We start from the raw sequence: 18,917 nt of genomic DNA on the forward strand, positions 1-18,917 counted from the left end.
GTGCGACGGGGCTGCGGTTCGCCCTCCCGTCGCCGCTGTGGTGGCATGGGGTCGTGACGGATGACGCGACCCCCGAGGCCACTGCCGCCCCCCTCCGTGCGAGGACGATGCTGGTGCTCGCGCTCATCGGCGCGATCGGCGGAGTGCTCTCGGGCGCCTTCGGGGTCGGCGGCGGAATCGTGATGGTGCCGATGCTGATCGCCTGGGCGGGGATGGACCAGCGCCGCGCCTCCGCGACGTCGCTGCTGGCCATCGCGCCGACCTCGGTCGCCGGCGCCTTCGGCTACGCGCTCGCCGGTCAGGTCGCGTGGCTCCCCGCCGCGGTGATCGCCGCAGCCGCCGTGCTCGGCGCGGTCGGCGGCTCCTGGCTGCTGGCACGGCTCCCGCTCGGCGTGCTCCGCTGGCTGTTCGTCGCCCTGCTGCTCGCGGCGGCGGTGCGGATGGCGGTGTTCGGCTCGAACGAGACGGGTGAGGTCGCGGAGGGCTGGGGGGTCTGGCCGGGATTCGCGGGGCTCGGCATCGGGATGGGCGTCGCCTCCGGTCTCTTCGGCATCGGCGGGGGCGCGATCGCGGTGCCCGTCCTGGTCGGCGCGTTCGGTCTCGCCGATCTGCTCGCGAAGGGCACCTCGCTCGCCGCGATGATCCCGACGGCGATCACCGGCTCGATCGCGAACGCCCGGCGCGGGCTGCTCGAGGTGCGGGCGGGGCTCGTCGTGGGCCTGACGGCGACGGCCTTCTCGTTCGCCGGAGTCGCGCTGTCGTTCCTGCTGCCGGCCCGCCTCTCGGGGTACCTCTTCGCCGGCCTGCTCGTGCTCGCCGCCGTCCAGCTGGTGCTGAAGGGGAGGCGGATGCGCTCGGATCCTTGACAGCCCCAAGTTGTTAGTGTTCGATCAGTCACATGTCCACTCTCCCCGCCACCGCCCTTCGCATCGTCCTCCCCGGTCTCGTCGAGCCGTCGGGCCTCGAGCTCGAGCGCGTGCCCCTCCAGCAGCCCGGCGCAGGCGAGCTGCTCGTCGCCGTCGAGGCCACCGGCATCTCGTTCGCCGAGCAGGCGATGCGCCGCGGCCGCTACTACGACCAGCCGGCCTTCCCGTTCACACCCGGTTACGATCTCGTCGGCCGCGTCGTCGGCGTCGGCGCGGGAGGCGACCGCGGACTCCTCGGCCGGCGGGTCGCCTCGATCACGAAGACGGGCGGCTGGGTCGAGTACGCGCTGGTCCAGGAGCTCGAGTGCGTCCTCGTGCCCGACGACGTCGCGTCGGAGGACGCCGAGACCGTCGCGGTCAACGGCGTCACCGCGTGGCAGATGCTGCACCGGTCGGCCCGCGTCCGGCGGGGCGGCACGATCCTGCTGTTCGGGGCGAACAGCGGAGTCGGCGGGATCCTGATCCAGCTCGCGCGCCACGCGGGCATCCGCGTCATCGGCGCCGCGTCTCCCCGTCACCACGAGGCGCTGCGAGCCGCGGGAGTCGATCCCGTCGACTACGCCGATCCCGACCTCGCCGCCGCCGTGCGCGCACTCGCACCGGGCGGGGTCGACGCGGCGTTCGACAACGTCGGCGGAGAGACGACCCGCGTCGCCTGGTCGCTCCTGGCCCCCGGAGGTGCGCTCGTCGCCTACGCGATCGCCTCCGCCCCGACCACCGGCAGCGTCGCGGTGCCGTTCATGAGGGCGCTCGGGCGGATCGCGCTCTGGAACCTCGCGCCCAACGGACGCAGCGCCACGTTCTACAACTTCTGGGCCGGGCACTCCCTGCGTCCCGCGCGCTTCCGCGCCCGCCTCCAGGAGGATCTCGGCCGGCTCTTCGCGCTCCTCGCCGACGGGACCGTGACGGCGAACATCGCCGCGCGCTTCCCGCTCACCGAGGTCGTCGCCGCCCTCGAGCTCGCCGAGTCGCGCACGCTGAACGGCAAGGTGATCCTCCTGCCGTGAGTCCGGGAGGTCGTGCGTGCACGACGGCCCCCGAAGCCGTGACACGATCGAGGGTGATGACCTCCGGATCCGCATGAGCGCGTTCACCTACCAGGCCGCGTCCATCCCCCTCCGTCTCGCGAGCGCGGGGATGGTCGTCGCCCTCCCCGTCCTCGCCGTCGAACGGCTCGACGACGTCGCGCTCGGCGGCCTGCTGACGGGAGCGGCGCTGTTCCCCAGCGTCGTCGCGGCTCCGCTCGTGGGCACGGTGCTCGACCGGATCCGGCGCCCGCGCCGTCTGCTGGTGGCGGCGGCGATCACGACCGCCGCCGCCTTCGCCCTCGCGGCGTTCCTCGGCGACGTCCCGACTCCGCTGATCGCGCTCCTGCTCGTGCTCGCGGGACTCTCGACACCGGTCTACATGGGCGGCATGTCGAGCTTCGTCACGAGCGCCATCGCGGATCCGCGCCGGGCCTACGCGCAGGACTCGCTCTCGTACACGGTCTCCTCGATCAGCGGCCCCGCGATCGCCGGGCTCGCGATCGGAGTCGGCTCGGCGCGCGTCGCGATGCTCGCGATGGCCGGGCTGGCGCTCGTGGGCGTCCTCGGCTCGCTCGTCCTCGTGATGGACGCGCGCCCCGCCCCGACGATCGGGGTCCGCGCCACCATCGCCGCCGGGATCACGCACCTCGTCCGCCATCGGCCGATCGCCGTGGTGACCCTGTCGGGCACGCTCAGCCAGGTCGGAGGAGGCGCCGCGGGGGTCGCCGCGATCGGCCTCTCGATCGAGCGGCTCGGCACCACGGCTGCCGCCGCCTGGATCCTCACCGCCTTCGCCGTCGGCGGGCTGGTCGGCGCGATCGCCGTTGCGGCCCGGAGGTGGACGCACCGGCCGCCCGCCTGGGTGATGGGGGCGGGCTTCGTCGCGACGGGCGTCTCGCTGCTGGTGGCGGCACCCGACCTCGGCATCATCGCGACGGTCGCCGCGTTCGCCGCGGCCGGGATCTTCACGGCGCCGGCGAACGCCGCGATGCTGCTCCTGCGCGACCAGGAGAGCCCGGCGACCGTGCGCTCGCAGGTGTTCACCATCGGTGCCGGCCTGCGCGCCGCGGCCGCCGCGGTCGGTGCGGTGCTCGCGGGTGCCGCTTCGGGGCTGCCGGCCGGCTGGCTGGTCGTCGGCATCGCGACGATCTGGATCGTCTCGGGCCTGCTGCTGCGCCTGTTCCCGCGCCCCTCCGCTCCCTGACCGCCGGTCGACGGGATCAGGCGGCGACGCCCGCGAGGCTGCCCGTGTTCGGGCCCGCCGGGTCGGTGATCAGGCAGTTGATGACGCGGTCCCCGCCGCCCCAGCTCTGCTCGGTCGGGTAGTAGTAGCTGAAGTCGTACTGCGACTCCTCGTAGCTCAGGCCGACGAAGCCCTCGAACGCGGCCGTGCAGTCGGTCTCGGCCTGGGCGACGGTCGCGTCCTCTCCCGGGTAGGCGTCGGCCTCGGCCATCGTGACGTTCTGGAAGACCTCGTAGCTGTGCGGCTCGGTGCACGGAACCGTCGGGACGTCGGTGACCTCGGTCGCGGTCTCGGTCAGCTCGTCGTTCAGGCAGTCCCCGACGCGCAGCTGGAAGACGTCGGTCGTCCCGCCCTCGGTGATCTCGCCCGACGACTCGTCGCGGGTCTCGCCGCCCATCAGGCTGTTCAGGCCCGAGCAGCCGGTGAGGCCGAGCGCGAGCACTGCGGCGAGGGCGAGGGAGGAACGGCGGCGGTTCATGAGCGACTCCAGACGAGGCAGCGGTGACAGGATCAGGCCCAGGCTAGGGCGAGACGGGCCCGCGCGTGTGCGTCCCGCTGTTCTCCTCGACCCGGTAGCGGATCCGCTGCCGTCGGTAGTCGAATAGGGAGATGGCTCAGAAGACGGTCGCGGACCAGCTCATCGCTCAGCTCATCGACGCCGGGGTCTCCCGGATCTACGGGATCGTCGGGGACTCCCTCAACCCCATCGTCGACTCCGTCCGCCGCAGCGGCGGCTCGGCGAAGGGAGGCATCGACTGGATCCACGTGCGCAACGAGGAGGCGGCCGCGTTCGCCGCCGGCGCGGAGGCCCAGCTCACCGGCAGGCTCGCGGTCTGCGCGGGCAGCTGCGGCCCCGGCAACCTGCACCTGATCAACGGCCTCTACGACGCGCACCGCTCCTCAGCGCCCGTCCTCGCAATCGCGAGCCACATCCCGAGCAACGAGATCGGCTCCTCCTACTTCCAGGAGACGCACCCCGACCGGCTCTTCGTCGAGTGCTCGAACTACCGCGAGCTGGTCTCGACCGCCGCCCAGGCGCCGCGCGTGGTCAACGCCGCGATGCGCAGTGCGGTGGCCCTGCGCGGGGTGGCCGTGGTGACCCTCCCGGGCGACATCGCCGAGCTCGACGCGGTCGGGGAGTTCCCGGCGTTCGTGCTGCCGGCGACTCCGACCCTGGTGCCGGCGGCGGCCGATGTGGAGGCGCTCGCCGCCGCCATCGACAAGGCCCGGACCGTGGCGATCTTCGCCGGAGCCGGAGTGCAGAACGCGCACGACGAGGTCGTCGCCTTCGCCGAGCTGGTCGGCGCTCCCGTCGGCCACACGCTGCGCGGCAAGGAGTGGATCCAGTACGACAACCCCTACGACGTCGGCATGACCGGCCTCCTCGGCTACGGAGCCGCCCACGCCGGCATCCACGACGCCGACCTGCTGATCCTGCTGGGCACCGACTTCCCCTACGAGCAGTTCCTGCCCGACGCGTCGGAGGTCGTGATCGCCCAGGTCGACTCCGACGCCTCGAAGCTCGGCCGGAGGGTGAGCGTCGCGCACCCGGTTCACGGAGACGTCGCGGCCACGCTCACCGCCCTCACTCCGCTGGTGAAGCGGAAGGACCACCGCTTCCTCGACAAGATGCTGAAGAAGCACGAGAAGCTCGTCACCGGAGTCGTCGGGAAGTACACGGATGTGAAGGAGCGGCGCCCGATCCACCCCGAACTGGTCGCCTCCACCCTCGACGGACTGCTGTCGGACGACGCGATCGTCACCGCCGACACCGGCATGGGCAACGTCTGGCAGGCGCGCTACATCACCCCCAACGGGCGGCGCCGCCTGATCGGCTCCTACCTGCACGGATCGATGGCGAACGCCCTGCCGCAGGCGGTCGGCGCGCAGCTCTCGCACCCGGGCCGGCAGGTCGTGTCGCTGAGCGGAGACGGCGGACTGTCGATGCTGATGGGCGAGCTGGTGACAGTGGCCGCCTATCGGCTGCCCGTGACCATCGTCGTCTTCAACAACTCGACGCTGGGGCTCGTGAAGGTCGAGATGCTGGTCGACGGTTTCCCCGACTTCGCGGTCGACGTGCCGATGGTCGACTACGCGCAGGTCGCGACCGCGATCGGCATCCGCGGCATCCGCGTCGAGGATCCGGGCGAGGTCGAGGGCGCGCTGCGCGAGGCGCTGGCCGACGGCGGACCGGTCCTCGTCGACGTGGTGACCGATCCGCTCGCCCTCTCGCTGCCGCCGACCATCACGGGCGCCCAGGTGAAGGGCTTCGCGCTGGCGATGTCGAAGATCGTGATGAACGGGGGCGCGGGCGAGGCCATCGCGCTCGCCCGCTCCAACGTCGAGCACGCCCTGCGGTGATCGACCGGGAGGCGCTGGCCACGGGCACGTGGTTCGTGCGCGGGTCGAGTCTGCCGCTCTGGCGCTCGCGGGCCGGAGTCGCGATCACCTACGCGCCGCTGCCGAGCGGTGAGGTGGGCGACGTGGTGAGCTGGCGGGGGAGGCGCTCGACGCGCTACGTGGTCGGGATCGACGCGCCCGACCCCGCGGATCCGCTCGGCTTCCGCTGGCGCGGGGTCGAGCCGCTGACGCTTCTCGCGCGCAGCCGGTGGTCGTTCGTCGCGGCCGATCCGGAGGCGGGGTGGGCGCTGACGCGGTTCGCGCGCACTCCGTTCACCCCGGCGGGGGTCGACGTGTACGTGCGCTCTCCGCGACCCGCGCCCGGAGTGCTCGCGGCGGCGCTGGCGGCGTGCGCCGCGGATCCGCTGACGGCTCCGCTGCGGCCGCGGATGTTCGAGGTCGCGGCCTGAGCTCAATCGACGACGAGCTCAGCCGACGACGAGCTCAGCCGATGACGAGCTCGATCGAGTCGGCGCCCATCGGTTCGCCGCACTCCGCGCAGTGCAGCCGCGGATCGAGCCGGGCGCCGCAGTCGTGCGCGTAGGGCTGCCGCGCCTCGGGGTCGCGCGCCCAGCGCTCGCCCCACGCGGCGAGGGCGATGAGCACCGGCACCGCCTCGCGGCCCGCCTCGGTGAAGTGGTACTCGAAGCGCGGCGGGTGCTCGGAGTACCGGATCCGCTCGATGACCCCGTGCTCCTCGAGGCTGCGCAGGCGCGCGGTCAGGATGTCGCGCGGAGCTCCGGTGAAGGCCCGGATGCCGTCGAAGCGGTGCACTCCGAAGGCGATCTCGCGGAGGACGAGGAGGCTCCAGCGCTCGCCGAGGACCTCGAGGCCGGCGGCGATCGGGCAGACGCGGGGGGTGATCTCGAGGGCGGCCATCGGTGCTCCTTCGGTGTGCGAGTGAGTTGGGAATACCAACCTACTGGATCCGGGTTGTCGAGAGCACTGGTCGCGGACGTCGCGACCCGAGCCCAGGGAGCACCCACCATGTCATCACTCAACGGAGCCGTCGTCCTCGTCACCGGAGCCAACGGCGGTCTCGGGTCCGAGTTCGTCACCCAGGCGCTCGCGCGCGGAGCCGCGAAGGTCTACGCCGCCGCCCGCCGCCCGAAGGAGTGGGGCGACGAGCGGATCGTCCCGCTCGTGCTCGACGTGAACGACGCGGAGTCGGTGCGCGCGGCCGTCGAGGCCGCGCCCGACGTGACCGTCCTCGTCAACAACGCGGGTGTCTCCGCGGCGAGCCGCAGCCTCCTCGAGCTGAGCGCCGACGAGCTGCGCGCCGTGATGGAGACGAACTTCTTCGCGCCGGTGCTGCTCGCGACGGCGTTCGCGCCGCGTCTCGTCGAGGCCGACGGCGCGGCGATCGTCGATGTCCACTCCGCGCTGAGCTGGTTCGCGGTGGCCGGCGGTTACAGCGCCTCGAAGGCGGCGCTCTGGTCGGCCACGAACTCGCTGCGGCTCGAGCTGGCGCCGCAGGGCGTGCACGTGCTCGGCCTGCACGTCGGCTATGTCGACACCCCGATGGCCGCCGGGGTCGAGGGCCCCAAGTCGAGCCCGGTCGACGTCGTGGGGCAGACCTACGACGGACTCGAGTCCGGGGCCTTCGAGGTCCTGGCCGACGAGACCAGCCGCCAGGTGAAGGCCGGGCTGTCCGGCCCTCTTGAGGCGGTCTACCCCCAGCTCGGCAGTGCTCTCTAGGAGGGGCGTCCCCGCCGCCCCTCCCGCAGTCGGCTTCTCGAGGCGGTGAAGTACCGCAGAGCGTCGTGCGTTCGCTTCGCGGAATCGCTTGGCACGCGATTCCGCGTTGCGCTCGCGGATCCAGGGGTCGCGATACGACAGGGGTCGGCTACTCGCCCAACGTGATGGACTCGGCCTCGACGACCACCGGCTCCTCGCCGTGGGAGTCGGCGCGCGCGAGGGTGCGCCGACCGAGCAGCACGATCAGCGACGCGACCAGCACGGCGCCCGCGGCGGCGTACATCGGGAACGCGGGCGAGATCGCGGCGGCGAGGGCGGAGGCGGCGGGCGGGGCGATCGCACCGCCCAGGAACCGCACACCCGAGTAGGCGGAGGAGGCGACGGACCGCGGGAGGTCTGTCGCCTCCATCACGCACTCGGTGAGCACGGTGTTGACGACGCCGAGCAGCAGGCCGCCGACGATGATGCAGACGATGAGCCCGACCCGCGACGAGATCGCCAGGCCACCGGCGACGAGGTCGAGCGCGAGCAGGACGAGCACGGCGCGCAGGACGAGCGTGCGGGGGAACCGCCTCGTCAGCAGCGGCGCGACGAACACCGAGGTGATCGCGACTCCGAGACCCCAGCCGAAGAAGGTGAAGCCCAGGCCCATCTCGTCGAGCCCCAGCGGGTAGGGCGTGTAGGCGAGCAACACGAAGAAGCCGATGTTGTAGAAGAGCGCGGCGCCGGCCAGGGTGCGGATCGCCGGGACCTTCAGCGCGGCGAAGGGAGCCGAGAGCGGGGTCGGCGCGGGGCGGGGTCCGTCTTCGCGGAGGAGGGTCGCGATGGCGACGAAGCCGACGGCCATCAGCACCGCGGTGCCGAAGAACGGTCCGCGCCACGAGACGCTGCCGAGCAGGCCGCCCAGCAGCGGCCCGATCGCGATGCCGATGCCCAGTGCGGCCTCGTAGAGCACGATCGCGGCCGACGAGCCTCCGCTGGCCGCGCCGACGATGGTCGAGAGCGCGGTCGAGATGAAGAGCGCGTTGCCGAAGCCCCAGCCGGCGCGGAACCCGATGACACCCTCGACGCTGCCCGCGGTGCCGGCGAGAGCGGCGAACACCACGATCAGCACGAGGCCGATCATCAGCGTCTTCTTCGCGCCGATGCGGCTCGAGAGCCAGCTGGTGAAGAACATCACGACACCGGTGATCACCAGGTAGCTGGTGAACAGCAGCGAGGTCTCGGTCGGCGTCGCCTCGAGGCTCTCGGCGATCGCGGGGAGGATCGGGTCGACCAGGCCGATGCCCATGAAGGCGATGACCGCGGCAAAGGCGACGGCCCAGACGGCGAGCGGCTGCTTGAGGATCGAGCCGCCTGCTGCGGGGGAGGAGGAGGTGGTCACGGCGTGGGACCTTTCTCGGGGACAGGAGCCCCAGAGCCATAAAGATAGCACGCCTATGTAATACCGGGCTGCTGCCAGCGCACCGCCCATTTCGGCTGTTCCTGTGCCAAAATCATCCGTGATCCCTTGCGCAATACGGCGATCGCCGACGGAAAGAGTTGTCATGACCCGAATCGAGCACGACGTCGTCGTGATCGGAGCCGGAGCCACCGGGCTCACCGCCGCCCTCCGCCTGCACGAGCAGGGCCGCGGCGTCGTCGTCCTCGAGGCCCGCGACCGCGTCGGCGGCCGGCTCGAGACGCGCGAGGTCGAGGGCCAGCTGCTCGAGATCGGCGGGCAGTGGGTCTCGCCCGACCAGACCGCCCTGCTCGAGACCCTCGCCGAGCTCGGCCTCGACACCTACTCCCGCTACCGCGACGGCGAGAGCGTCTACATCGGCGCCGACGGCCGGGCGCGCCGCTTCACCGGCGACATCTTCCCCGGCACCGCGGCCACCGAGGCCGAGATCGCCCGCCTGATCGCCCTGCTCGACCGCTTGGTGGCCGAGACCGACCCGGCCGCGCCGTGGGCGCATCCGCTCGCCCACGACTACGACCGCATCAGCTTCAGCGCCTGGCTCGAGGAGCAGACCGACGACGCGGAGGCGCGCGCCAACATCGCGCTCTTCGTCGCCGACGCGATGCTCACCAAGCCCGCGCACTCCTTCTCGCTGCTGCAGGCGCTCCTGATGGCGGCGAGCGCCGGCGCGTTCAGCCACCTGGTCGACGCCGACTTCATCCTCGACAAGCGCGTGCTCGGCGGGCTCCAGCGGGTTCCCGAGCTGCTCGCCGAGCGGCTGGGCGCCGAGCGCGTCCTCCTCGGGCAGCCGGTCCGCTCCGTGCACTGGACCGACGAGGGAGTCGAGGTGCGCACCGACGCGCTGACCGTGCACGCCCGCCACGCGATCGTCGCGGTGCCGCCGAACCTCGTCGGCCGCATCGCGTTCGATCCTCCCCTCCCGCGCCTGCGCCAGCAGGCGCTGCAGCACCAGTCGCTCGGGCTCGTGATCAAGGTCCACGCGACCTACGCGACGCCGTTCTGGCGGGCCGACGGTCTGTCGGGCACCGCGTTCAGCCCGCACGCGCTCGTGCACGAGGCCTACGACAACTCCAACGCCGGTGAGGAGCGCGGCACCCTGGTCGGCTTCGTCTCGGACGAGAAGGCCGACCGGATGCTGCGCCTCCCCGAGGCCGAGCGGAAGGCCGCGATCCTCGACTCCCTGGCCGCCTACTACGGCCCGGCCGCGCTCGATCCCGTCGTCTACTACGAGAGCGACTGGGCCTCGGAGGAGTGGACCCAGGGCGCCTACGCCGCGAGCTTCGACCTGGGCGGGCTGACCCGCTACGGCGCGCTCCAGCTCGAGCCGGTCGGGCCCCTCCGCTTCGGGTCGAGCGACCTCGCTGCCGAGGGCTACCAGCACGTCGACGGCGCGATCCGCGTCGGACGCCGACTGGCGCAGGAGATCCTCGACGAGGACGACGGCGCCCCGCACGACACCGGGGCGCGAGCCCACCACCGCGAAGGAGCACTGCCCGCATGAGCACCCACTACGCCGTGATCGACCCCGCCTCCGGCACCACTCTGAGCGAGTACCCGGGCATCGACGACGCCGAGCTGACCGCCGCGATCGGGTCGGCCCACGACGCCTACACCTCCTGGTCGCGCACCGTCCCCGTCGCGACCCGCGCCGCTCTGATCGCGCGCGTGGCCGACCTGCACGTCGAGCGGGCCGATGCACTCGCCGAGATCATCGTGCGCGAGATGGGCAAGCCGCTCGACCAGGCGGCCGGCGAGGTCGGCTTCGCCGCCGACATCTACCGCTACTACGCCGTCAACGGCGAAGCCTTCCTCGCCGACGAGCCGATCGCGCTCTCCGACGGCACGGGCTCCGCGTTCGTCCGCCGCGCGGGCCTCGGCGTGCTGCTGGGCATCATGCCCTGGAACTTCCCCTACTACCAGGTCGCCCGCTTCGCGGGGCCGAACATCGTCGCGGGCAACACGATCCTGCTGAAGCACGCCCCGCAGTGCCCGGAGTCGGCGGCCGCCATCGCCGACATCTTCCGCACCGCGGCCGAGGAGCTGGGCGCCCCCTCCGGCGTCTACGTCAACCTCTACGCGAGCAACGACCAGGCCGCGACCGTCATCGCCGACCCGCGCGTGCAGGGGGTCTCGGTCACCGGCTCCGAGCGCGCGGGAGCGGCCGTCGCCGAGATCGCCGGCCGTCACCTCAAGAAGGTCGTGCTCGAGCTGGGCGGCTCCGACCCGTTCATCCTGCTGTCGACCGACGACCTCGACAAGGCGGTCGAGGACGCGGTCGCCGCCCGGCTCGACAACAACGGCCAGTCGTGCAACGCCGCCAAGCGCTTCATCGTCATCGACGAGCTCTACGACGAGTTCGCGGCGAAGTTCACCGAGGCGTTCACCGCCGCCCAGCCGGCCGACCCCTTCGCGGAGGGGACGCTGCTCGGGCCGCTCTCCTCCTCCGCCGCCACCGAGCGGCTCGAGTCGCAGCTCGCCGCCGCCGTGGAGCAGGGCGCGACGGTGCGCGCGAGCGGCGAGGTCACCGGCAACTTCTTCCCGCCCGCCGTCCTCGAGGACGTGACCCCCGCGATGAACGCCTACCGCGAGGAGTTCTTCGGCCCCGTCGCGGCGCTCTACCGGGTGCACGACGAGGACGAGGCGATCACGCTGGCCAACGACACGCCCTACGGCCTCGGCTCCTACCTCTACACGACCGACAGCGAGCAGGCGCTGCGTCTCGCCGACCGGATCGACGCCGGCATGGTCTGGATCAACCTCGTCCTCGGCGATGCCGCCGAGCTCCCGTTCGGCGGCGTGAAGCGCTCGGGCACCGGCCGCGAGATGGGCCGGAGCGCACTGGAGGAGTTCGTCAACAAGAAGCTGATCCGCATCGCCTAGTCGGTTCGGGCAACCCCCCACGGGCGCCCGCGCGGCTGGCTAGGGTCGAGGGCATGCGCGTGTTCGGCTGTCCCCACTGCGAGGCCCGCGTCGAGTTCGAGGACGCGGTGTGCCTCCGCTGCCGCACCGCACTCGCCTACGACCTCGACGGGGACGAGCTGGCCGAGGCCGCGGGGCGGCAGCTCTGCCGCTACCGCGACACCATCGGCTGCAGCTGGCTCGCGGGGGAGGGGACCGGCGGCGCCTGCGCGTCGTGCGCTCTCACGGGCGTGCGGCCCGCGGTCTACGACGCGGCGACCCTGAGCCAGCTGACCGTCGCCGAGTTCGCGAAGCGGCGCCTCGTGCGCCAGCTGCGCCACCTCGACCTGCCCGTGCAGCGCCGCACCGGCTCCGCGGGGCTCACCTTCGAGCTCCTGTCGTCCGCGCAGGGGCAGAACGTCACCACGGGGCACGCCGACGGAGTCGTGACCGTCGACCTCTCCGAGGGGAACGACGCGCACCGCGAGGCCCTCAAGGCGCGCCTCGGCGAGCCCTACCGCACCATGCTCGGCCACTTCCGCCACGAGATCGGCCACTACTACTGGCAGCTGCTCGTCGAGGGCACCGACCTGGTCCCCGCCTTCCGCGGGCTCTTCGGCGACGAGAGGGCCGACTACGCCGCGGCGCTCGACTCCCACTACGGAGGCGGCTCGGCGGGCGAGGACTGGGCGCGCGACCACATCTCGCAGTACGCGACCACCCACCCCTGGGAGGACTTCGCCGAGACGTTCGCCCACTACCTCCACATCACCGACGCGCTCGAGACGACGGCCACGGTCGGCGTGAGCGTCGCCGGTCCGTGGGGCCGCATCCCGGAGTCGCTGGTCGGCAGCGAGCACGCGACCGGCGCCGAGCGGGTGTCGGGGCTCGAGATGCCCGAGATCCTCAGCCGGTGGCACGCCTTCTCGCTCGCCCTCAACAGCGTGAACCGCTCGATGGGCAAGGACGACCTCTACCCGTTCGTGATCACTCCGGTGATCGCCGAGAAGCTGGCCTGGGTGCACGAGCTGGTGCGCCGCTCGCGCTGACGGGGGCGACCGCTCCGCTTCGCATCGAGTCGGCCGAGTCGGCCGGCCTCGGCCAGCCACGTGTCCCGCTGCTCCGGAGTCGATGCCTTCACCGGCCCGAACCGGGTCGCCCGCACCGGCCGGACCCCGCAGAAGCGCAGGGTCGTCTGCCGGACGTGCCGCACCGTGGTGTCCCCGACCAGCCGCAGGTACCAGCGCGGCGAGTCGGAGGTCACGATCACGCGACCCGTCCGCCCGGTCAGCAGTCCCTCCGGAAAGCCGTTCTCCTTCGTGCGGTAGGCGCGGCGCGGCAGCAGGACTCTGTCGAAGAACCCCTTGAGCACGGCGGGAACCGAGCCCCACCAGACGGGCGTGACGACGACCACGTGGCGCGCCTCGTCCAGCAGCTCCCAGGCCCGCTCGAGATCGGGCTCCAGCTCCTGCCGGCGGGTGTAGCCGAAGCGCATGTCCGGGTCGAACTCGAGATCGCGCACGGCGAGGACCCTCGCGTCGCCGTGGGCGTCGGCGTAGTTCCGGGCGAGCGCGGCGCAGAGCGAACCGGGGTTCGGGTGTCCGTCGATGATCAGGGTGTGCACGGTTCCTCCAAGGCTGAATGCCGATCTGGGATGAGTGCCGATCTGGACGACGCCCAGAATGTGGACAGTGTCCATATCAGCGGTTCCGAGGCTAGGGCTACGATGTTGCTCGTGTCAAGATCACCTGCCGCCTACCACCACGGGAACCTCGCCCCCGCTCTCGAGGCGGCCGCGTTCGAGCTCCTCCGCACGCAGGGGCACGCCACGCTGAGCCTGCGCGAGGTCGCGCGAGCGGCGGGGGTCAGCCACAACGCGCCCTACCATCACTTCGGCGACCGCACGGCGCTGCTGAAGCGGCTCAGCGAGGTCAGCATGGCCGAGCTGCTCGCAGCGGTGACCGAGGCGCAGGGGCGGGCGGCCGGACGGTCGGCCCAGGCGGGCGCGGTGCTGATCGGAGTCTCCTACGTCGGCTACGCCGCCCGTCACCCCGAGCGCTTCCGGGTCGTCTACGACCCCGAGGTCTGCGTCCCGGGGTCGCCGAGCGCCGCGATGGCTCCGCTGATCGACCAGGTCGAGGAGGTCCTCGCCCGCGCCGCCGCCGCGCTCCTGCCCGCGGACGCCTCCTCCGCAGCGGTCGCCGCGCTGACCACCGCGGTCTGGGGGGCGGTCCACGGTCTCGCCGAGCTCGTCGTCGCGGGCCACATCACCGAGGCCGAGGTGGAACCGGCCCTGGTCGCGCTCCTCGACCGCCGCTGACGTCGGTCCCTCCGCCCGGCTGACGGCGCGCCGCCGTCACCGCCCTTCACCGCCCTTCCCTGCCCTTCCCTTCCCGTCCCTGCCCGTCACTGCCCGACGCGGCCGTCGACGCACTCGCGCAGCAGGTCGGCGTGCCCGCAGTGCCGGGCGTACTCCTCGATCCGGTGCACGAGCAGCTCCCGGATCGCGATCCCGTCGCGTCCGACCCGCTCGCCGAGGTCGGAGTGCTCGGCGAGCGCGGCGTCGGTGTCCCGCTGCTCCCGCCGCAGCGACTCGAGCGCCTCATCCACGACCTCCTGGTCGCCGACCGCCCCGTCGAAGTCGGCGTCGCGGGCGCCGTAGATCTTCGAGGGAGGCGCCTCCATCGTGAGCCACCCACGCCAGTCCCGCTCCACCTCGGCCAGGTGGCGGAGGAGTCCGAGCAGCGACATCGTCGACGGGGGTACCGAGCGCCGGGCCAGCTGCTCCGGAGTCAGCCCGTCGCACTTCATCACGAGCGTCTGCCGGTAGGCCGACAGGTAGTCCTGGAGGGTGGGCAGCTCTCCGTCGGGGCTCACGCCCTCGCGGGGGTCTTCCTCGGGGTCGGTCCACATGTCCGGGTAGGTCGTCGCACGGGTCCACCGCTCGGGCTGATCGCTCATGCCGACCATCATGCGCCTCGGGTGCCCGGTCGTCTCGGGGGCCGACGATCACTCCGCGCTGGTTACGCTGAGGACATGGTGACCATCCGGGACGTCGCGGCCGATGCGGGGGTCGCACGGAGCACGGTCTCCTACGTCCTCTCGGGCAACAAGAAGCTGCCGGAGGCGACGCGCCGGCGGGTCCTCGAGAGCGTCGCGCGGCTCGGCTACCGTCCGGACCCGATGGCGAGGGCGCTCGCGCTGCGGCGGACGAACATCCTCGGCTTCTTCGCCTCCGTCGACCCGGAGTCGCGGCAGACCGACGTCGACGTCTTCATGCGCTTCGTGCGCGCGGCCATGTACGCGGCCCGCGCCCGCGGCTTCGATCTGCTGATGATGGGCACCGGCGAGGACGAGCTGGCGCGCGACGTGCTCGCCGATGCGCTCGTCGTGATGGACATCCGGCAGGACGACCCGCGTCTGCCGGTGCTCGCGAGCATCGGCCTGCCGACCGCCCTCGTGGGGTACCCGGGGGAGGGCGGCCCGTTCAGCGCGATCGACCTCGACTTCGAGAGCGCGGGGCGCGTCGCCGTCGATCACCTCGTGGGGCTGGGCCACGAGGAGATCGCGGTCCTCGGACTGGGCCCCGACGTCCACGGGCGCGAGTACGCCTTCGCCCTGCGCTTCCGCGCGGGGTTCCTCGATCAGTGCAGGATCCGGGGAGTGCGCGGCGCGGTCATCCCGAGCACCGAGGACATCGACGTGTGGCTCGAGCAGGCCCAGACGGTGCTGCCCGAGCTGAGCGCGGTGATCACTCACGGTCCCGGCGAGCTCGAGCCGTTCGTCGAGCGGCTGATGGCGCTCGGGTTGTCCATTCCGGATGACTGCTCGATCCTGACCGTCGCACCGGAGGCGGTCATGAGGAACGCCGAGCGGCCGGTCACCGTCATCGATCTGCCGGGCGAGGAGATGGTCTCCCGCGCGGTCAACCTCGTGCTCGACGAGCTCTCGGGCGTCGCGGCCCCCGGAGTCACGGAGCTCCTGCCCGCCGTGGTGCACGACTTCGGCACGACGGCTCCCCTCGTCGCGGGGGAGAAGCGCAGCATCTTCGCGTCGCGGCGGCCCGCCGGATCCTGACTCCCGACGCCCGTCGCTCGCTCTCCGCGGTGCGCTGGAGAACCGGTTCTCCGAAATCTATTGAACCGGTTCTCCAACTCAGTTAGGCTCGCCACGTTCTCGAGCGGATGCCACCGACGGATCCCCTCCGAGCACGCCCTCCGGCACGAGCCACCGCTCGAACCGACCGTATTCAGAGAGGAATACCGTGAAGAACAGCACCCGACGAGCAGCAGGCGCCGCCTCCCTCGTCCTCCTCGCCGGAGTCGCCCTCAGCGCGTGCAGCGCGGGTGGAGGCTCCGACAGCTCGGACAGCTCCCTGACCATCTGGGACGGCTTCACCCAGTACGACGAGTCGTCGCCCTACGGGAAGCTCCTGTCCGCCTGCGAGACGTCGACCGGCGTCACCCTCGAGCGGACCTCGGACCCCGACCTCACGACGAAGCTGCTGCAGGCCGCCTCGTCGAAGACCACCCCGAACCTGGTCATCCTCGACAACCCGAACGTGGCGAAGTTCGCCGACACCGGCCTCCTCGTCGACAACTCGGTCTCGGGGCTCGACACGTCGGACGTCCTGCCGAACGTGCTCGCCGCCGGGCAGCTCGACGGCAAGACCTACGGCTCGTCGATCGGAGCGAACACGCTCGCGCTCTTCTACAACAAGGATCTCCTCGACGCGGCGGGAGTCACGCCGCCGACCACGTGGGACGAGCTGTCCGCCGCGGCGGCCGCGCTCACCTCGGGCGACGTCAAGGGCCTGGGCTTCTCGGCGAACGCCACGGAGGAGGGCACCTTCCAGTTCCTCCCGTTCTTCTGGGGCTCGGGAGCGACGCTCGACGACATCTCGTCGGACGACGCCGTGTCGGCGCTAGCGCTCTGGACCGACCTCGTGCAGGACGGCTCGGCCTCGCAGGCGAACGTGAACGCGAACCAGCAGGACGTCCGCGACCAGTTCCTCGCCGGCAAGCTCGGCATGATGGTCAACGGCACCTGGCAGCTCTCCGCCCTCGACGAGGCCGGCATGAACTACGGAGTCGTCCCGATCCCCGCGAAGGACGGCGGCGCCGCTCCCAGCCCGCTCGGTGGGGAGTTCGTCGAGGTCGTCGCCTCCGACGAGGCGAAGCAGACGCTCGCCGCCGAGTTCGCGCAGTGCATGATCGAGCCCGACAACCTCAAGGCCTGGGCCGCGGGGCAGTCGTACATCATGCCGTACGCCGATGCCGCCGCCGAGCAGGCGACCGAGGATCCGGCGCTCGAGCCGTGGGTCGAGGCGATCTCGGTCGCCCAGGGACGCACGAGCGATCTCGGCGTCGCCTACCCCGACACCTCGAAGGCGCTGTGGACGGCGCTCCAGGAGGCTCTGACCGGCTCGAAGACGCCGCAGGCCGCTCTCGACGACGCCGCAGCGAGCCTGGAGTAGCAGCGGATGACCGACCCCGCCGTCCTCACGGCGCCGGTCGCGGGCGAGGCGGCCACCCGGCCGCCCGCCCGCCGTCGGCCGCGCTCCCACCTGAGGCTCGCCGCGATCGCCTTCATGGCGCCCGTGGTGGTCTTCCTCGCCGTCTTCTTCGTCTACCCGATCATCCGGGGCGTCGTCCTGAGCTTCCAGGACTTCGGACCGGCCGCCTTCGTCACGGGTGATGCCCCGTTCGTCGGGTTCGACAACTACCTCACCGTCGTCACCGACCCGATCTTCGGCAGCATCGCCTGGCACACGGTCGTCTTCACGGTGGTGTCGCTCGCCGGCCAGTTCACGATCGGCATGGCCCTCGCCCTGTTCTTCAGCCGCCGCTTCCCGCTGTCGGCGACGTTCCGCTCGCTGATCCTCCTGCCGTGGCTGCTGCCGCTGATCGTCTCGGCGACGGCGTGGCGCTGGATCTTCGACCAGCAGTTCGGAGTCCTCAACGCCGCGCTCGGCTCCCAGATCGGCTGGCTGACCGACCCGTCGGTCTCGCTCTGGGCGGTCATCATCGCGAACATCTGGCTGGGCATCCCGTTCAACATGGTGCTGCTGCACGGTGGTCTCCAGGGCATCCCCGAGAACCTCTACGAGGCGGCGGCGCTCGATGGAGCGAGCCGCTGGCGCACCTTCTGGAGCATCACCTGGCCGCTGCTGCGACCGGTCACCTCGGTGACGCTCCTGCTCGGTCTCGTCTACACGATCAAGGTGTTCGACGTGATCTGGATCCTCACCAAGGGCGGCCCGGCCAACAGCTCGCACACGCTCGCGACCTGGGCCTACGAGCAGTCCTTCACCGACCTCGAGTTCGGCGTCGGCGCCGCGGCCGGCCAGATCCTCGTGATCGTGGCCCTCGTCTTCGGAGTCGTCTACATCCGCGCTCAGCGCAAGGAGACCTTCGGATGAACCAGATCACCACCCCGCTGCGACGCGGGATCGACGTCGTCATCGCGATGGTCCTCTGCGGGTTCCTGCTCTTCCCGCTCTACTGGATGGTCAACGTCTCGCTGACCAAGCCGCAGAACCTCATCCAGTCCCCGCCGAGCCTGTTCCCCTCCGACCCGACGCTCGACGGCTACGTCCAGGCCTTCTCGACCCAGCTGCCGAACCTGATCACCAGCCTGGTGATCTCGATCGGCTGCGTGATCCTCACGCTGGCCATCGCGCTCCCCGCCGCCTTCGCGATGGCGAAGTTCCGGGTGCGCGGCACGGGCCTCGTGATGTTCGTGTTCCTGCTCGCGCAGATGATCCCCGGGATCGTCCTGGTGACCGCCCTGTTCGCGATCTACAACGCGCTCGGGCTGCTCAACACCTATCCCGGCCTGATCCTGGCGGACGCGACCGCGTCGGTCCCGTTCGCGGTGATCATCCTGCGCGCCTTCATGCTCGGGATCCCGGACGAGCTGATCGAGGCTGCGCGGATCGACGGTGCGAGCAACTGGCGCTCGTTCGTCTCGATCGTGATCCCGCTCAGCCGCAACTCGATCGTGACCGCGGGGCTGTTCTCGTTCCTGTTCGCCTGGGCCGACTTCCTCAACGCGAACTCGCTCACGTCGGGCAACAGCATCGTCCCGTTCACGCTCGGGCTCTACCGCTACATCGGATCGACCACCACCAACTGGAACGGGATCATGGCGACCGCCGTGATCGCCTCCATCCCCGCCGCCGTCCTGCTGATCGTCGCGCAGCGCTACGTCTCGGCAGGCGTGACCGCGGGCGCGGTCAAGGACTGAGATGACCGACTCGA

The 18,917-nt window shown here is 71.6% G+C and carries 19 protein-coding genes; 14 read left to right on the forward strand and 5 right to left on the reverse strand.

Translation table 11 applies throughout. From position 1 onward, the window contains the following. The first annotated feature begins 53 nt into the window (after positions 1-53). The 3 genes from B9Y99_RS00790 (at position 54) to B9Y99_RS00800 (ending at position 3,158) form a co-directional block, all read left to right on the forward strand. Entirely contained in the window at positions 54-866 is an 813-nt protein-coding gene (locus B9Y99_RS00790; protein WP_129587837.1) for a sulfite exporter TauE/SafE family protein, read from the forward strand. A 32-nt stretch (positions 867-898) separates the two neighbouring features. After that, positions 899-1,933, forward strand: coding sequence for a zinc-binding dehydrogenase (locus B9Y99_RS00795; protein ID WP_085474718.1), 1,035 nt, complete (start codon positions 899-901; stop codon positions 1,931-1,933). Between the two features lie 73 nt (positions 1,934-2,006). Continuing rightward, positions 2,007-3,158: an MFS transporter gene (locus B9Y99_RS00800; RefSeq protein ID WP_085474719.1), complete on the forward strand. Its 1,152-nt coding sequence runs from the start codon at positions 2,007-2,009 to the stop codon at positions 3,156-3,158. A 16-nt stretch (positions 3,159-3,174) separates the two neighbouring features. Here B9Y99_RS00800 and B9Y99_RS00805 read toward each other — a convergent pair whose 3' ends face one another. Continuing rightward, positions 3,175-3,675: a septum formation family protein gene (locus B9Y99_RS00805; RefSeq protein ID WP_085474720.1), complete on the reverse strand. Its 501-nt coding sequence runs from the start codon at positions 3,673-3,675 to the stop codon at positions 3,175-3,177. A 131-nt stretch (positions 3,676-3,806) separates the two neighbouring features. Between B9Y99_RS00805 and B9Y99_RS00810 the strand changes: the two genes are divergently transcribed. Further along, a complete protein-coding gene (locus tag B9Y99_RS00810; protein WP_085474721.1) occupies positions 3,807-5,558 on the forward strand; it encodes a pyruvate dehydrogenase in 1,752 nt (583 codons plus the stop codon). Next, positions 5,555-6,007, forward strand: a complete 453-nt coding sequence (locus B9Y99_RS00815) for a hypothetical protein (protein ID WP_085474722.1) — start codon at positions 5,555-5,557, stop codon at positions 6,005-6,007. The genes B9Y99_RS00810 and B9Y99_RS00815 overlap by 4 nt, the downstream gene beginning before the upstream one ends. Positions 6,008-6,041: 34 nt before the next feature. Here the strand turns inward: B9Y99_RS00815 and B9Y99_RS00820 are convergent, their stop codons facing one another. Further along, on the reverse strand, positions 6,042-6,476 hold the full coding sequence (locus B9Y99_RS00820; RefSeq protein ID WP_085474723.1) for a winged helix-turn-helix transcriptional regulator: 435 nt from the start codon (positions 6,474-6,476) through the stop codon (positions 6,042-6,044). A gap of 108 nt (positions 6,477-6,584) precedes the next feature. On the opposite strand from B9Y99_RS00820, the gene B9Y99_RS00825 reads away from it, so the two are divergent. Then, on the forward strand, positions 6,585-7,295 hold the full coding sequence (locus B9Y99_RS00825; protein ID WP_085474724.1) for an SDR family oxidoreductase: 711 nt from the start codon (positions 6,585-6,587) through the stop codon (positions 7,293-7,295). Between the two features lie 148 nt (positions 7,296-7,443). Here the strand turns inward: B9Y99_RS00825 and B9Y99_RS00830 are convergent, their stop codons facing one another. Next, positions 7,444-8,679: an MFS transporter gene (locus B9Y99_RS00830; RefSeq protein ID WP_244274731.1), complete on the reverse strand. Its 1,236-nt coding sequence runs from the start codon at positions 8,677-8,679 to the stop codon at positions 7,444-7,446. A 163-nt stretch (positions 8,680-8,842) separates the two neighbouring features. Between B9Y99_RS00830 and B9Y99_RS00835 the strand changes: the two genes are divergently transcribed. Genes B9Y99_RS00835 through B9Y99_RS00845 form a run of 3 tightly spaced genes read left to right on the forward strand, consistent with a single transcriptional unit; the run spans position 8,843 to position 12,704 of the window. Next, positions 8,843-10,258 carry a flavin monoamine oxidase family protein gene (locus B9Y99_RS00835; protein ID WP_085474726.1) on the forward strand — a complete coding sequence of 472 codons (1,416 nt, stop codon included), beginning with the start codon at positions 8,843-8,845 and terminating at the stop codon, positions 10,256-10,258. Further along, entirely contained in the window at positions 10,255-11,637 is a 1,383-nt protein-coding gene (locus tag B9Y99_RS00840) for an NAD-dependent succinate-semialdehyde dehydrogenase (RefSeq protein WP_085474727.1), read from the forward strand. Before B9Y99_RS00835 ends, B9Y99_RS00840 begins: the two co-directional genes overlap by 4 nt. A 53-nt stretch (positions 11,638-11,690) precedes the next feature. Next, positions 11,691-12,704, forward strand: a complete 1,014-nt coding sequence (locus tag B9Y99_RS00845; protein ID WP_085474728.1) for a zinc-binding metallopeptidase family protein — start codon at positions 11,691-11,693, stop codon at positions 12,702-12,704. Here B9Y99_RS00845 and B9Y99_RS00850 read toward each other — a convergent pair. Beyond that, positions 12,629-13,279: an NAD(P)H-dependent oxidoreductase gene (locus B9Y99_RS00850; RefSeq protein ID WP_208856864.1), complete on the reverse strand. Its 651-nt coding sequence runs from the start codon at positions 13,277-13,279 to the stop codon at positions 12,629-12,631. The genes B9Y99_RS00845 and B9Y99_RS00850 overlap by 76 nt on opposite strands. A 111-nt stretch (positions 13,280-13,390) precedes the next feature. Between B9Y99_RS00850 and B9Y99_RS00855 the strand changes: the two genes are divergently transcribed. Further along, positions 13,391-13,975 carry a TetR/AcrR family transcriptional regulator gene (locus B9Y99_RS00855; RefSeq protein ID WP_085474730.1) on the forward strand — a complete coding sequence of 195 codons (585 nt, stop codon included), beginning with the start codon at positions 13,391-13,393 and terminating at the stop codon, positions 13,973-13,975. 86 nt (positions 13,976-14,061) lie between these two features. Here B9Y99_RS00855 and B9Y99_RS00860 read toward each other — a convergent pair whose 3' ends face one another. Beyond that, complete coding sequence (locus tag B9Y99_RS00860; protein ID WP_208856865.1) at positions 14,062-14,616, reverse strand: DinB family protein; 555 nt, start codon at positions 14,614-14,616, stop codon at positions 14,062-14,064. 75 nt (positions 14,617-14,691) lie between these two features. On the opposite strand from B9Y99_RS00860, the gene B9Y99_RS00865 reads away from it, so the two are divergent. The 4 genes from B9Y99_RS00865 to B9Y99_RS00880 all read left to right on the forward strand — a co-directional run bounded on the left by B9Y99_RS00865 (position 14,692) and on the right by B9Y99_RS00880 (position 18,903). Then, the gene (locus B9Y99_RS00865; RefSeq protein ID WP_085474732.1) at positions 14,692-15,732 is read left to right on the forward strand and encodes a LacI family DNA-binding transcriptional regulator; all 1,041 of its coding nucleotides are present in this window, start codon (positions 14,692-14,694) and stop codon (positions 15,730-15,732) included. A 187-nt stretch (positions 15,733-15,919) separates the two neighbouring features. Further along, positions 15,920-17,131 (forward strand): sugar ABC transporter substrate-binding protein, encoded by a 1,212-nt coding sequence (locus tag B9Y99_RS00870; protein WP_085474733.1) that lies wholly within the window; start codon positions 15,920-15,922, stop codon positions 17,129-17,131. Positions 17,132-17,137: 6 nt separating this feature from the next. Then, positions 17,138-18,076: a carbohydrate ABC transporter permease gene (locus B9Y99_RS00875; protein WP_085474734.1), complete on the forward strand. Its 939-nt coding sequence runs from the start codon at positions 17,138-17,140 to the stop codon at positions 18,074-18,076. Beyond that, positions 18,073-18,903 carry a carbohydrate ABC transporter permease gene (locus B9Y99_RS00880; RefSeq protein WP_085474735.1) on the forward strand — a complete coding sequence of 277 codons (831 nt, stop codon included), beginning with the start codon at positions 18,073-18,075 and terminating at the stop codon, positions 18,901-18,903. The genes B9Y99_RS00875 and B9Y99_RS00880 overlap by 4 nt, the downstream gene beginning before the upstream one ends. Positions 18,904-18,917 lie beyond the last annotated feature (14 nt).

The sequence above is a fragment of the Rathayibacter oskolensis genome, assembly GCF_900177245.1.
Taxonomy (GTDB): domain Bacteria; phylum Actinomycetota; class Actinomycetes; order Actinomycetales; family Microbacteriaceae; genus Rathayibacter; species Rathayibacter oskolensis.